This is a genomic window from Polaribacter porphyrae, from assembly GCF_002954685.1.
GTDB lineage: Bacteria > Bacteroidota > Bacteroidia > Flavobacteriales > Flavobacteriaceae > Polaribacter > Polaribacter porphyrae.
Genome location: NZ_MSCN01000001.1, coordinates 2464748 through 2480640 on the forward strand (window position 1 = coordinate 2464748; position 15893 = coordinate 2480640).

At 29.0% G+C, this 15893-nt stretch carries 10 protein-coding genes and 1 pseudogene; 10 read left to right on the top strand and 1 reads right to left on the bottom strand.

The window, feature by feature from the left end; all coding sequences use genetic code 11:
• From BTO18_RS11075 to BTO18_RS11085, 3 genes are all read left to right on the top strand, one after another.
• On the top strand, window positions 1-1962 hold the full coding sequence (locus BTO18_RS11075; protein WP_105016280.1) for a protein-disulfide reductase DsbD family protein: 1962 nt from the start codon (window positions 1-3) through the stop codon (window positions 1960-1962).
• Between the two features lie 41 nt (window positions 1963-2003).
• Window positions 2004-2390, top strand: a complete 387-nt coding sequence (locus BTO18_RS11080; protein ID WP_105016281.1) for a hypothetical protein — start codon at window positions 2004-2006, stop codon at window positions 2388-2390.
• Window positions 2391-2548: 158 nt separating this feature from the next.
• The gene (locus BTO18_RS11085) at window positions 2549-5128 is read left to right on the top strand and encodes a phosphoenolpyruvate carboxylase (RefSeq protein ID WP_105016282.1); all 2580 of its coding nucleotides are present in this window, start codon (window positions 2549-2551) and stop codon (window positions 5126-5128) included.
• A gap of 81 nt (window positions 5129-5209) precedes the next feature.
• Here BTO18_RS11085 and BTO18_RS11090 read toward each other — a convergent pair whose 3' ends face one another.
• The gene (locus tag BTO18_RS11090) at window positions 5210-6886 is read right to left on the bottom strand and encodes a S8 family serine peptidase (protein ID WP_105016283.1); all 1677 of its coding nucleotides are present in this window, start codon (window positions 6884-6886) and stop codon (window positions 5210-5212) included.
• A gap of 98 nt (window positions 6887-6984) precedes the next feature.
• Between BTO18_RS11090 and BTO18_RS11095 the strand changes: the two genes are divergently transcribed.
• From BTO18_RS11095 to BTO18_RS17865, 7 genes and pseudogenes are all read left to right on the top strand, one after another.
• Complete coding sequence (locus BTO18_RS11095; protein ID WP_105016284.1) at window positions 6985-8520, top strand: YifB family Mg chelatase-like AAA ATPase; 1536 nt, start codon at window positions 6985-6987, stop codon at window positions 8518-8520.
• 48 nt (window positions 8521-8568) lie between these two features.
• Entirely contained in the window at window positions 8569-11943 is a 3375-nt protein-coding gene (locus BTO18_RS11100; protein WP_105016285.1) for an FIDD domain-containing protein, read from the top strand.
• Window positions 11922-12077 carry a T9SS type B sorting domain-containing protein gene (locus BTO18_RS11105; RefSeq protein WP_105016286.1) on the top strand — a complete coding sequence of 52 codons (156 nt, stop codon included), beginning with the start codon at window positions 11922-11924 and terminating at the stop codon, window positions 12075-12077. The genes BTO18_RS11100 and BTO18_RS11105 overlap by 22 nt, the downstream gene beginning before the upstream one ends.
• Window positions 12068-12220 (top strand): annotated as a pseudogene (locus BTO18_RS18225) (magnesium chelatase subunit ChlI family protein); the annotation flags it as partial. The gene BTO18_RS11105 and the pseudogene BTO18_RS18225, both read left to right, overlap by 10 nt.
• Window positions 12221-12248: 28 nt before the next feature.
• Window positions 12249-13955 carry a ligand-binding sensor domain-containing protein gene (locus tag BTO18_RS11115; protein WP_105016287.1) on the top strand — a complete coding sequence of 569 codons (1707 nt, stop codon included), beginning with the start codon at window positions 12249-12251 and terminating at the stop codon, window positions 13953-13955.
• Window positions 13952-15241: a sensor histidine kinase gene (locus BTO18_RS11120; RefSeq protein WP_105016288.1), complete on the top strand. Its 1290-nt coding sequence runs from the start codon at window positions 13952-13954 to the stop codon at window positions 15239-15241. The genes BTO18_RS11115 and BTO18_RS11120 overlap by 4 nt, the downstream gene beginning before the upstream one ends.
• Window positions 15234-15872, top strand: a complete 639-nt coding sequence (locus BTO18_RS17865; protein ID WP_105016289.1) for a response regulator transcription factor — start codon at window positions 15234-15236, stop codon at window positions 15870-15872. Before BTO18_RS11120 ends, BTO18_RS17865 begins: the two co-directional genes overlap by 8 nt.
• Window positions 15873-15893 lie beyond the last annotated feature (21 nt).

Sequence of the window (15893 nt, forward strand, 5' to 3'; positions counted from 1 at the left end):
ATGAAGAAATTCATCACACTTTTCATCTTTTTGTCTACATTGGTTTTAAATGCACAAACTGCAGAAGAACCTATAAAAATAAGTACTTCAGTAAAAAAAATATCTGATACAGAATATGATATCATTTTTGATGCAAAACTATACAAAGGGTGGTATTTATATTCTCAATATAATCCTGATGAAGCATCTTTACCTTTGGTAATTTCGATTGTAGAAGGAGAAACTGGTTATAAATTAATAGGCAAAGCTGATGAAAAAGATACTTTTAAAAAGTATTCTGAAGTTTGGGAAAAAGAAGAAATAGTTTTTAAAGATAAAGCAATAATTACACAAAGAATTCAACTAACAAATAAAGAAATTACACAAATAAAACTGAATTTCTTTGGGCAAGTTTGTGAAACAGCCTGTATAAATATTGATGAACCTTTTACACTTTCTCTAACTAAAAATGAAATTAATATTTCAAATTCGGTTGATGAAAGAAGTTCTGCTTTAACAAAACAATTAAAATTAAATTTAAAAAATACATCACTTTTAAAAAATGTTGCAAACACAAAATCCGAGAATGCAAATGGCTTATTTAGTATCTTTTTCCTTGGTTTTATAGGCGGTTTATTAGCTTTATTAACACCTTGTGTTTTCCCAATGATACCTTTAACAGTTTCATTTTTTACAAAACAATCTCAAAATAAAAGCAAAGGTATTTTTAATGCTATTCTGTATGGGTTTTTTATTGTTCTCATCTACATTTTATTGAGTTTACCTTTTCATTTTTTAGATAATTTAGACCCAGAAATTTTAAATACAATTTCAACTAATGTTTGGTTAAATATTTTCTTTTTTGCGGTTTTGGTGTTTTTCGCTTTTTCGTTCTTCGGATTTTATGAAATTACACTACCAAGTTCTTGGGGAAACAAAATGGATTCTGCCTCATCTATTGGAGGAATTATCGGAATCTTTTTTATGGCGTTAACTTTAGCTATTGTTTCGTTTTCATGTACAGGACCAATTTTAGGTTCTTTATTAGCAGGTTCTTTAACTTCAGATGGTGGAGCAACACAACTCACAGCTGGCATGTCTGGTTTTGGTTTGGCTTTAGCCTTGCCTTTTGCGTTATTTGCATTGTTTCCTAATTGGCTAAACTCTTTACCAAAATCTGGTGGATGGTTAAATACTACCAAAGTAGTTTTAGGTTTTTTAGAACTTGCTCTGGCATTTAAATTTTTATCAAATGCAGATTTAGTTGCTCATTGGGGTTTATTAAAACGCGAAGTATTTATCGGAATTTGGATTATTATTTTTATAGGTTTAGCCTTGTATTTGTTTGCAAAAATTAAATTCCCTCATGATTCTCCTATAAGAAAATTATCCTTTGCAAGAATTTCATTTGGTGTTTTGGTTATCTCTTTTGTCATCTATATTACTCCAGGAATTTTAAAAAACCCTACTTGGAATTTAAGTTTATTAAGTGGTTTTCCTCCTCCTCAATTCTATAGTATTTATGAGCAAGAAACAGATTGTCCTTTAGGTTTAGAATGCTACAAAGATTTTGAAGAAGGCCTTGTTGTGGCTAAACAAAAAAACAAACCAATCTTATTAGATTTCACAGGTTGGGCTTGCGTAAACTGTAGAAAAATGGAAGAAAATGTTTGGAGTGTTCCTAATATTTATGAAACCTTAAAAAATGATTATATCCTAATATCATTATATGTTGATGATAATGAAAAAGAATTACCAACAAACCAACAGTTCGATTTTTTAAAACCAAATGGAAAAGTAAAAAGAATTAAAACTGTGGGTGATAAATGGTCAACATTTCAAGTAATAAATTTTAAAAACGCTTCACAACCTTATTATGTTCTATTAAGTCCAAATTTAGAAGTTTTAAATACTGCACAACAATACACTGACAATGAAACTTATTATACTTGGTTGCAAGAAGGTTTACGAAATTTTAAGTAAATTGGTATGAATTTTGATACAATTATGTAAAGCCAAACATTATGAAAATAAAATATCAAATACTATTACTTACTTTATTATTCAGTTTTTCTTTCAGTGCTCAAAAAAAGAACACTCACCAATCAAAAAAAATAACTAGTATTTATACGTTCTCTAGTTTCTCTAATAATGCTAACTCATTTACGAATTTCAATAAAAAACTAAAATTGAATAATCTTCGTTTTGTGTATTTAAATCAAGATGGTTTAGACTTAAATTTATTTTCTTTCAATTTTAGAGATATTGGTGTTACCCCTTCAAAATTTATTTATGATGACTATATATCTTATAGAGATGAATACTTACTTAAGGGTTGGATAAGAAAACACGATCCCACTCATTGGAATTTACAATGCCCAAACCCACTTAACATACAACCAACCCAATAAAAAAATAACAAATTCAAAAGTTTTTATCAGAAATTAAGCATTTCTGAAAATTAAGCTAAAATTCTATCGTTTTCGTAAATTTTAAACTAATTATTCATAAAAACCTAGGTTCTTTATTTTTGGTTTTTTGTAATTTCACAGCATAAAATTCAAGGATTATGTCTGCATTACCAAAATTGACAAGGTTTAACGATAATGTGTTGTCTAAATATCAAATTTACAACAGCATATTTATCACACTTCCTTTTGATACTATAAATAACACTGGTGTCTTGTTGCCTTTGTTTCATAAATTATGTGAAAAAGGATTTCAAAAAGGGAAAAACCCAACAGAAATCGTTGAGAAATTTTTTAAGAAATTTCAAGATAATCCTACAGAAAAAGAAAAAAAAGATTTACTGTTTCAGTTTATTCAATACATAGAACGTCAAGTTGTTTTGTTTGATGCTATTGAAGATGCAGCATTCCCTATTGTAAATAATATGGATGGTTTTGGTACACTTCGTAACTCAAAAGAAACAGCCATTTTAAGTGATAAAAAAGAAGAACTAAAAAAATATTTAGAAGAATTTAAAGTTAGAGTTGTACTTACTGCACATCCTACTCAATTTTATCCAGGTTCAGTTTTAGGTATTATTACTGATTTAGATAAAGCGATTCAAAATGATGATTTATTACTCATCAAAAAATTATTAGCTCAACTTGGTAAAACTCCTTTTTATAAAAAGAAAAAGCCAACGCCTTATGATGAAGCTGTTAGTTTAATTTGGTATTTAGAAAATGTATTTTACGATTCTGTAAGTAAAATTTACAACTATATTCAACATCACATTTATGATGGTCATCCAACAGATAATGAAATTATAGATTTAGGTTTTTGGCCTGGAGGAGATAGAGATGGAAATCCGTTTGTGACTACTCAAATTACGTTAGATGTTGCAGAACGTTTGCGTCAATCAATCTTAAGAAATTATTATAGAGATGTTAGACGTTTAAAAAGACGTTTTACTTTTGATGGAGTTCAAGAAATTTTAGCAAGAGTTGAAAAGCGTTTGTACAAACATGTTGTTAGAAGCTATACAAAAGTGAATTTCTCTCAAAAAATTCTTTTATCAGAACTTGAAGCCGCACGTAAAATCATTGTAGCAAAACACGATTCATTATTTGTAGAAGAATTGAATGATTTTATTAATAAAGTACGCATTTTTGGTTTCCATTTTGCGACTTTAGATATTAGACAAGATAGCAGAGTACATCATAAAGCATTCACCCAAATTGTAACAGATTTGCTTGCTGCTGGCGATACTACTTTCCCTAAAAACTATCACCACTTATCAGAAGAAGAACAGATTGAGATTTTGGCAATTATTAAAGGAAATATAGACCCTGAAGTTCTTACAGATGAAATGTCTAAAAAAACTATCAAGTCTATCTATGCTTTAAAAACCATTCAACAAAGAAATGGAGAACGTGGTGCAAACAGGTATATTATTAGTAATAACCAAACTGCACTCAACGTAATGCAAACGTTTGCTATGCTTAATTTATGTGGTTTTGAAAACGAATTACCTGTTGATGTTATTCCTCTTTTTGAAACCGTAGACGATTTAGAAAATTCCGAAAATGTAATGCGAACTTTATACTCTAATAGAGCTTACAGACATCATTTATCTAAAAGAAAAAACAAACAAACCATTATGTTAGGTTTTTCTGATGGAACAAAAGATGGTGGTTATTTAATGGCAAACTGGGGGATTTTTAAAGCAAAAGAAGCCTTAACAAGGGTTTCTAGAGAATTTGATATTGAAGTAATTTTCTTTGACGGACGTGGAGGACCACCAGCAAGAGGTGGAGGAAAAACACATCAATTTTACGCTTCTTTAGGACCAACTATTGAAGACAAAGAAATTCAATTAACCATACAAGGACAAACCATTAGTTCCAATTTTGGTACCCAAGACTCTGCTCAATACAATTTAGAACAATTGTTAAGTTCTGGTATAAAAAATGAGGTTTTTACAAAAGATCAAATTAATGGAACTCATAGAGACTTAATCGAAGATTTAGCCTCTACTAGTTATCAAGCTTATGTAGATTTTAAAAAACATCCATGCTTTTTACCGTATTTAGAAAAAATGAGTACCTTAAAATACTATGCAAAGACAAATATTGGTAGTAGACCCAGTAAACGCTCTAATTCTGATACCCTAGATTTTTCTCAATTAAGAGCGATACCCTTTGTAGGTAGTTGGAGTCAATTAAAACAAAATGTGCCAGGTTTTTTTGGTGTAGGTACAGCTTTAAAAAAATACGAAGACGCTGGTAGATTTGATGAGATTGTAGCGTTTTATAATTCATCCGATTTCTTTAAAACTTTGTTAGAAAATAGTATGATGAGTTTAACCAAATCTTTCTTTGGATTAACCTCTTACATGGCAGACGATGAAATTTATGGTGATTTCTGGAAATTGATTCATGAAGAATATCAAACAACTAAACGTTTATTATTAAAACTAACTGGTCATTCTGAATTAATGGAGAATTTCCCAGTAGGAAAAGCTTCAATTGAAATTCGTGAAAAAATCGTTTTACCATTGTTAACCATTCAGCAATATGCTCTTAAAAAAGTACAAGATTTGCAGAAAACCGAAGGTAATGAAGCAGAGATTGAAGTATTTGAAAAAATGGTAATGCGTTCTTTATTTGGTAATATTAATGCTAGTCGGAATTCGGCTTAAACTATCATTTAAAAATATATACAAAGTGTAACTTTAAAAGGTTGCACTTTTTTTTGTTATTTTTTTAGAATAATACCTTTATTATTTATTTAACATAGAAATACTATCAGCCATTATTAAGGCATTGTAAGCATTCAAAATTTTCCCAGATTTAGAAAGCTTATTGAAAGGAGTAGTATTATTCTTATTCTCTTTTGTAGGTGTTTTTACTTCAATAGAAAATTCTAATCCAGAGTCCATTAAAATTTTTTTAACTTGAGAAGCCTTTAATTCAGGATAATAAGAGTAAATTAATGCTGCAACTCCAGAAGTAATAGCTGAGGATAGAGAAGTGCCGCTATCAAACTTGTATTTATTTTTTGGCATGGTCGTGTAAATTTTTTGCCCTGGAGCGAATAAATCCACATCTATATTTCCATAATTTGAGTAATATGACATTAACTCCTTGTTTAATGAACTGGATGAAGAACCAACTAGCAAGAAATTATCTGAAATTTCTTCATTATTACTAATATTATCTATTGGGAAATAATTGTTAAACTCATTTAAATTATAACTAGAATTTCCAGCAGAAGAAACAATTAGAACATCATTCTTTTCAGCATATTTAATAGCCTCAAAAACCCATTCTTTGTGAAGAGAAAAGTTTTTACCAAAACTCATATTAATAACTTTTGCTCCATTATCAGTAGCATACTTTATTGCTAAAGCAATGTCTTTGTCATTCTCTTCTCCATTAGATGAAATTGCAATTGGCATTATTTTAATGTTTTCAGATATGCCATCAATACCAATATTATTTTCTCTTTTAGCCGCAATTAATCCTGCTATTAGAGTCCCATGATAAAATTCATTAATGTTATTACTGATATGCTTATTTCCATAACTTTTGAAGTTTATGTTGTTTGGGAAAGAGTCTATATCTAATCTGTCAAAATAATCTAAATTATAAGTTTTATCTATTTTATTGATAACCCCTTTTCTATAATTATTAATCCACTCTTCAGATAAATCATACTTTATAAAGTCAGAGAGAAAATATGCGTGATTTGCTAGTTTCTTATTTTCTATTTTGTATAAATTATATAAACTATCTAAACTTTTAGTATTATAATTTTCTTTAGGAAATATATGTTTTAACGCTTTTTTTGCTGCTGGATATCCATTGTACAAAAAATCTGCATACTCTTTATCAGCTTGAATTACCTTCAACTTCTGATTGTAGTATTTTATAGCATCTTGATAAGTTTGAAATTCCTTTTTTTGGCTTTCAGCTATCTCATCTTGTTTCTTATCAGCAAATTTTTCACTAAACAACTGAATAATTCTAACACATTCTAAACTTGAATAAATTATGTTTTTACCTTTACTATTACCAATAAAGTTCCAACCATTTAAATCATCAATATATCCGTTATTATCATCATCTATACCATTGTTTGGTATCTCATCAAGATTAACCCAAAATTTACCCTCCAAATCCTCGTGGTTAATATCTATTTCAGTGTCTAAAACTGCGACAATAATTTCTTTTTTCACCTTAATATTTGATAGTAAACTATCATAAGCACGATTAAGACTTATGCCAGGAATGGAATCTAACAAAACATCTTTTGTAAACCATATTTTAGATTCGACTTCATTCAATTCTTTTGTTGAATTAAATTTCTGATTAAATTTAATTGGATGATAATGTTTATTTTTATCAGAACAATAAAAAAAGATTATTAGTAAAATTAAATAAAGATATCTTTTCATAGAATTATTAGATTTAAGACAAGTATAATTTAAATATCATTCATTTTATATTACAAAACAAAAATTTATTTCTTTTATTTACATTTAAACAAAAAAATATGCTAGTTAAAGTTTTCGGTTCTGCTGTTTTTGGTATAGATGCCACTACAATTACTGTTGAGGTTAATATTGACAAAGGAATTGGCTATCATTTGGTAGGTTTACCAGACAAAGCCGTCAGCGAAAGTTCTTACAGAATTTCAGCAGCATTAAATAACAATAATTACAAACTTCCTGGTAAAAAAATTATCATAAATATGGCACCTGCTGATATTAGAAAAGAAGGTGCAGCTTATGACTTAACTCTAGCTATTGGAATTTTGGCTGCCTCAAATCAAATTAATTCTGATAAAATAAATGAGTACTTAATTATGGGAGAACTTTCTTTAGATGGAAGTTTACAACCCATAAAAGGTGCTTTGCCAATTGCCATAAAAGCTAGAGAAGAAGGTTTTAAATATTTAATTCTACCCAAAGAAAATGCAAAAGAAGCTGCTATTGTAGATAATTTAGAGGTTTTAGGTGCAGAAAATATTCTTGAAGTAATTAATCATTTTGATAACCATCTTAAAATAGCACCAACAATTGTAGATACAAGAGCAGAATTTTATAAAAACATAGATTTTCCTGAGTTTGATTTTTCTGATGTAAAAGGACAAGAATCTATAAAAAGATGCATGGAAATTGCAGCAGCTGGTGGTCATAATATTATTTTAATAGGTCCTCCAGGATCAGGAAAAACCATGTTAGCCAAAAGACTACCAAGTATTTTGCCTCCAATGACTTTACACGAAGCACTGGAAACTACCAAAATACATTCTGTAGTTGGAAAAACTAAAAACGAAGGGTTACTTTATGCACGTCCATTTAGAAGTCCACATCATACAATAAGTAATGTAGCTTTAGTTGGTGGAGGACAATATCCAAGACCTGGAGAAATTTCACTATCACACAATGGTGTGTTGTTTTTAGATGAATTACCCGAATTTAAACGTGAGGTTTTAGAGGTGATGAGACAACCTTTGGAAGATAGAGATGTTACCATTTCTAGAGCAAAGTTTACAGTGACTTATCCTGCAAGTTTTATGCTAGTAGCAAGTATGAATCCTTCTCCATCTGGTTTTTTTAATGATCCAAATTCTCCAATGACCTCTTCACCACAAGAAATGCAACGTTATTTGAGTAAAATTTCTGGTCCTTTATTAGATAGAATTGACATTCATATAGAAGTGACTCCTGTTCCTTTTGAAAAATTATCCGAAGAACGAAAAGGAGAATCTTCTGTAGAAATTAGAAAGCGAGTTACAGCTTCTAGAGAGATACAATCAGAGCGTTTTAAAGATTTTGAAAATGTACATTATAATGCGCAAATGAGTGTAAAACAGATTCGTGAATTTTGTAAATTATCTCCAGAAAGTTTATCTCTTTTAAAAACAGCTATGGAAAAACTAAACCTTTCTGCAAGAGCTTATGATCGTATTTTAAAAGTATCTAGAACTATTGCAGATTTAGCAAACGAAAATGATATTTCTCCTGATCATATTGCAGAAGCTATTCAATATAGAAGTTTGGATAGAGAGGGTTGGTTGGGGTAGAAAAGCTCTATTTAGCTATTGTTGAACTAATTTATATATTTAAAAAAATTGAGGAAAATCAAAAAAATAATCACTTCTTTCTTACTAATTCTTATATTATTTGCAAATAATATTCACAGTCAAACTGCAGTTTTTTCTGATGTTGAAGTAAGTGATTTCGGAAATTCAAATGGAATAGGAAGTGCAAATACCAGTAGAAACGTAGCAACAGACTCCAATGGAAACATATATGTTGTTTATGCAAACGGAACTGAAATAAGACTTGCAAAAAGTATAAATAATGGTGAAAGTTTTTTACCAAGTATTCTAATTGCGAACTCTATTTCTTTAGAGCCAGAGATTAACGTTAGTCAAAGTAATATTATATATATTGCTTGGACAGAAAATACTAGTGTTTTTTTTACCAAAAGCGTAAACTTGGGTGACAGTTTCTCTAATGCTAGAGTTATAGGAGATAGTATAGCTGGTAATATTCATATTGCTTCGTATGCCAATAACATCTATTTAATAAACCAACAAGGTAAAAAACTATTTTCTAATGATAATAACGGGACAGGGAATTTTAATGAAATAAATACCGGAGTTTCAATGGTATATGCTGACGTTTTAATAGATCTAAATGGTATTGTATACACTCCTATGGATAATCCTGACTTACTACTTTTTGAGAGTACAGATCAAGGACAATCTTTGACTTCAACAACACTAATTCCTAGTGGAAAAGTTTATTTTTCTAGCTATGCATTGAGTGACAGCCCTAATGGAACATTTATTTTTGTGGCTGGAGGTGATTTAGATGGAGATCCAACTGTACCAAGTACTTCTGGTTATAGAATAAACACAAAAACGGGTGTTTTACAAACCATAACTTTTGGTAAAAACACCATCACTCCAGAAGGAAGAACGCTATATGCAGATAATAAAGGAGCTTTGATAGATGGCTATAGAGCCGATAATGGTGATTTAATGATAAGTGTAAGTGCCAATCAAGGAATTAGTTTTGAGACACCAATTGTTGTTGCTAATGGAGGTAGCCATAATATTGCTAGAAGTTCAAAGACAAATCATGTTTTAGTTGTTTATGAAAAAAACGGAAGTATATTTTTATCTACATATACAGATGTACTAAAAAATATTGAAATAACCACTCCTTCACCAATATCATTGTGTTCTTCAGAGAATTTCGATATTTCTTTTAAATTGTTTGGTGATTTTGATCAAAACACATTATTTGTAGCTTCTTTGAGCGATGAAAATGGTAATTTTACTAACACCATTGAAATTGGCTCTGTAAGAACAAATACAGATGGAATAATAAATTGTAATTTACCAGCTAATTTAGTCTCTAGTGGTGATTATAGAATTCAAATTGAATCTGCTTCTAATTTTTTACAAAGTAATCCTATAAATTTACAACTTAAAGCGACTAGTATAGCTGGCGATTTTAATATTTGTCTAACAGAAACAACACAACTTATTGGTGGTGGAACTCCAAGAATTTCGAATCCTTGGGCTTCGTCTAACAGTGCTATTGCAACAATAGATAATAACGGAATTGTAACAGCAGTTGCAAGCGGAATAGTAAAAATAAGCTATTTTACAAACGATGGTTGTACATCAGAAATTGATTTTCAAGTTTTTGATTTACCCATAATTAATTCTAACGTTACTTTAAACCAATGTGATAACGATTCTGATGGTTTTAGCTCCTTTAACTTGAATGAAGTAAAAGAAAAAATAGTAACAAATAAAGATAATTATACTATTACTTTTTTTGAAGAAAAAAATTTAGCAGAAAATAATTCTTCTCCTATACAAAACTCTACAGCATATATAAACGAAATTGCTAGTAACGATATTATTTGTGCAAGAGTAGAAAATAATAATGGTTGTTTAAGAATAAGTGAAGTTAATTTGATTATTTCTACAACTCAAATTCCTTTAAACTTTTCGAAAATTTTTTATGAATGTGATGATGGAGTTAACTTGAATGATGGTATAGCAACTTTTGACTTTAGTTCAGTAACTAATGATATTATCAATATTTTTCCTACCAATCAACAATTAGACATTACTTATTATAAAAATGAAAACGACGCTTTAGCAGAAGAAAATAAAATCACTAATGTAGATAACTATCAAAATACATCTTCTCCAAATCAACAAACTATTTATATTAGAGTTGATAGTAAAGTGGATAATTCTTGCCTTGGTTTAGGGGCTCATATTACTTTAAATGTTGAAAACGTTCCTGTTGCAAATATGGTAAATCTTGATCCTGAATGTGATAATGATAGAGATGGTTTATTCTCTTTTGATACATCAGCTATTCAATCAACAATAATAGGTAGTCAAAATAATGTAGCAGTGAGCTATTTTGATGAAACAGGCAATCAACTTTCTTCCCCTCTTCCAAATCCATTTATTACTGATTCTCAAAAAATTACAGCAAGAATAACAAATACCAATTCTCAAGACAAAGATGGTCAATGTTATGATGAAACTACGATTGATTTTGTAGTAAATACAGTTCCAATAGCAAACCCAATACTACCACTAGAAGTCTGTGATGATGATTTTGATGGCATTACAAATTTTGATACCTCTACTATTGAAAATACTATTTTAGGAAGTCAAACAGGTTTAATAGTCAAGTATTTTGATGAGAATAACAATACCTTACCTAGCCCCTTGCCCAATCCTTTTGCTTCGTCTACTCAAACCATAAAAGTTCGTTTAGAAAACCCAATTTATGATGTCTGTTTCGAAGAAACTACAATCGATTTTATAGTCAATGAAAAACCTTCATTTAACCTGATTACAGATGATATTATCTGTATGGATAACAACCCAAGATTAGGCATTCAAATTGATAATCCTTTAGGGAATTATAGTTATACTTGGAGAGATGAAAGTAATGTAATTGTTGGTACAACAGCAGCTGTAGATGTTTTTGAAGGTGGAGTTTACAGCGTAATTGCAACTTCAGACAAAGGCTGTAATTCTGATGAATTAAGCATTAGAATTAGAGAATCTTCAATTTCTACGATAAACATTAATGATATTGAAGTACAAGATGATTCTGAAAATAATTTTATCAGAATAAATACCCAAAATTTAGGTTTAGGTGATTATGAATTTCGTCTTTTAGATGAAAACTCAAATATCCTTTTTGATTATCAAGACGACACTCTCTTTGAAAATTTAGAGGGTGGTATTTACACTGTTGAAGTGAATGATAAGAATAACTGTGGTTCTCAAACTTTTGAAATTGCATTAATTAGTTTCCCAAAATTCTTTACACCAAATAGCGATAATCAAAATGATTTTTGGCAAATAAAAGGCATCAGCAAAAGTTTCTATAAAAGTGGAATAATTACTGTTTTAATAGATATGGTAAAATGGTTTCTAAATTTACAATAAATGATGTTGGCTGGGATGGAACATATAATGGAAAAATACTCTCAACAAACGATTATTGGTTTCGTGTAACTTTAGTAAATCAAAATGATCAAGTAAAAATTAGGTCTGGAAATTTTAGCTTAATAAGAAACTAAACCTTTCTGCAAGAGCTTATGACAGAATTTTAAAAGTTTCTAGAACTATAGCTGATTTAGCAAATGAAACTGCTATTTCTCCAGATCATATTGCAGAAGCTATTCAATACAGAAGTTTAGATAGAGATGGTTGGTTAGGATAATTTCTTTACTTTTAAACAAATTTTTCTTTTGAAATATCTTCTTTACATACTGATATTCATTTCTTACGGAACTTTTGCACAATATGATGTTTCCAAAAACAAAAATACCTATACTTTACAAGATGGTTTTAATGTTTATGAAGTAGTATCTACTGTTTTTGATGATTTAGGCTGGCTCTGGGTTTCTGGCAGTAATCTTCAACTTCTTGATACAGATATCAATAAAAGAACTGCCATTATACAACGTTTTGATGGTAATAGGTTTCATACTGTTGCTGTTCCAAAACATTTAGGTAAAAAACCAATTAATATAGCACTTGTCAAAAGGACTGATGGTTGTTTTTATGCCATTTTATCCTATGGAAATGAAGATAAACTTTTTTTAATCAATCCAAATACATTACATTTTAAAGAAGTCAAACTTCCTTCAAACGAACAAATATTAAATATATATTTATTCCCTTACAAAGATTATGTTTTGGGATATTTTAGAGATAAAGATGAAACCAATTTATATCGAATCAATAATAAATTGAGTTTTAAAAAACTTGAAAAACCTATCGTTAATAAAGACAAAAACAAATATCCTCATTTTTCAAATTTTATACCTTTTGATGATTTTTATATGATTAGCGACACACATTCAGGTGTTCGTTTATATGATAAAAATGGTCGTTTATTAAAAACCATTTCTAAAGAAGATTTAGGTTTAACAAATAAAAAAATAGATTATTTTTTAGAGATAGACGCTTGGTTTAAAGAGGATGATATTACTTACGTCGCTTTTATAGAACTGCAAGAATTGTATCAATACAATCCTAAAAAAAATAGCTGGACAAAAACAGCTATTTTAAAAAAATCTGATGACAATATTTTATTTAATGGGAAAACAAATGCAGATGTTAATGGTAATATTTTAAAACAATATATCGTTAATTCTCAATTACAATTCCAAATCGATTATAATAAGATTGATATCAAAAAAGTAATTCAAACAAAATTAAAAGAAGAAGCTATAATAGTTTCTAGAAATTTAGAGGAAGAACTTTACGTTATTAATGATGGGTTTTTCCATCATTATACATTTAAAAAAAATAACGTTAAAACATTTTTAGAAGGCAAAAGCATTAGAGCAATGCATCAACTTAATAAAAATGAAATATTGGTTGCCACAGAATTAAATGGTTGGTATATTTTAAATTTAGAAACCCAACTTGTTAAAAATTTTACATTAAAACATAATAATCAATTGTTTATACCCAACAGCACTAGAGGTATTTTTGAAGACGATACCTATTTATGGGGAAATAATCACAATGGAATTTTCAGCATCCATAAAAAAACTAAAAAAGTTGAAACATATGTCTATTATCCAGTAGCTACATCTACAGCAGATGAAAACTTTATTTATTATGGCACTTACGAACATAATTTAATGAAGTTTGATAAAAAAACAAAAAAGAATATTGTGCTTAAAAGCACTAAAAAATATGATGTACAAGGAATTTTAAAAGTTGATGAGCTCATTTATTTAACTTGTGATGAAGGTTTACTGATTTATGAAAACGACCAAATAAAACTACATACATTACCTAAAACAGCACTCAATAACAATTTTTTTATAGCGATTGCATTTCATAAAAAATATGGACTTTTAGTTGGGAATAGTTCAGGTGAATTGATCAATTTAACACAATTAAAAAAACCTTTCAATTACTGTATAAAGACGCTTTGAAAGCAAGTATAGCTACTATTTTGTTTACTGATGATAAAATTTGGATGAATACCTATAATGGTATTATTGCCTTTAATCCATCAACAAAAAAAGCAACAAGATATACGATGAATGATGGTTTAAGTTTTTACGAAGCTAACAGATATAGTGCATTAAAAACTACTGAAGGTTCTTTTTTAGTAGGTACTTTACAAGGATTAAGTTATTTTAATCCAAAAACAATTTCTAAAAAAAAGTTAGATGTTTCTTTAAAACTTACACAAGTTTCTTACTATAAGAAAAAGTTTAAAAAAGACATTGTTGAAAAAATACCAGAAAAACTAAATGCACTAAAAAAAATCACTTTATCTCCCGAAAATAAAACTATAAATCTTCAATTTGCTTTATTTGGAATGTATGATTTTACCAAAATCAATTATAGATATCGCTTAAACAAACAACAGTGGATTAATCTAGGAAACAAAACAGAAATTAGATTATTTAATTTAGCTGCTGGCAATTATGATTTAGAAATAGAAGCCATCAATTTAGCCAATAAAAAAGTGAGTTTACCCATACTTTTAACCCTTACTGTTGATGAGTTTTTCTACAAAACAATTTGGTTTTACTTATTACTTTTATTGGTGTTCTTGGTAATCGCTATTTGGTATTATGCAGAACAACAAAAAAAATATCAGCTAAAAACACAATTTGCACAAGATTTAATTAAAGAACAAGAAAACGAACGCAAACGTTTGTCTAGAGATTTGCACGATGGTATTGCACAAGATTTAATGTTGCTTAAAAATCAGTTGGAATTTAAAGAAGATAGCACCAATCAAAAATTGGCAGAAAAGACGTTAATCAATTTGCGAAATGTTTCTTTAGGGTTGCATCCTTTTGTGTTAGAAAAATTTGGACTAACAGAAGCCATAAACCAGTTGGTAATAAAGTTAGATGATACACAACAAATATTTTTTGATGCACATATAGAAAATATTGATGGGTATTTTTCTAAAAATCAACAATTGCACATCTATAGAATTGTACAAGAAGCAATCAATAATGCAATTAAATATGCAAATTCTCCATCTATAAAAATTATCTTGCAAAAAAATGGCAATACTATTTTAATTGAAATTAAAGATTTTGGAAAAGGATTTACAGTTTCAGAAAAAGCCAATGAAATAGATAGTTTAGGGTTAAAAACAATGCAAGAAAGAAGTAAAATGATTCCTGCTAAACTTACAATTACATCAGAAAAAAACAAAGGAACAACAGTGCAATTAAAATACACCAATGTTTAAGCCTACTACATTAATCATTGCAGACGATCATCCTTTATTATTAAACGGATTGGCAATGTATTTACAAGAAAAAGGACATACAATTTTAGCCAAAGTAACTGATGGACAAACTGCATTAGAAGCCATACAAGAACATCAACCAAAAATAGCGTTGTTAGATATAGAAATGCCAAAACTTTCTGGTTTGCAAGTAGCTGAAAAATGTAAAACTTTAGAATTGTCTACAAAAATAATTTTACTGTCATATCATAAAACAGCTGCTTATGCATTAAAAGCCAAACAATTAAATATTAGAGGATATTTGGCTAAAGACGATGCTTTAAAAAACATAGATCAATGCATTAATAGTGTGTTAAATGGTCATTTATATTTTAGCAAGCCCATAGAAGCATTAAATTTATCAGAAGTACAATATCAATTAAATACAATACGTTTATTAACCTCTTCAGAGAAAAAAATATTACTCAAAATTGCTGAAGGCAAATCTACAACTCAAATTGCTGAAGCACTTTTTATTTCTAAAAGAACTGTAGAAAAACACAGAAGCAACAGTATTACTAAATTAGATTTAAAAGGAAGGGCACACGAATTAACACAATGGTGTGCTCAAAACAAAAAACTTTTAGAGTAACCCCAAATTCAATTAATAAGC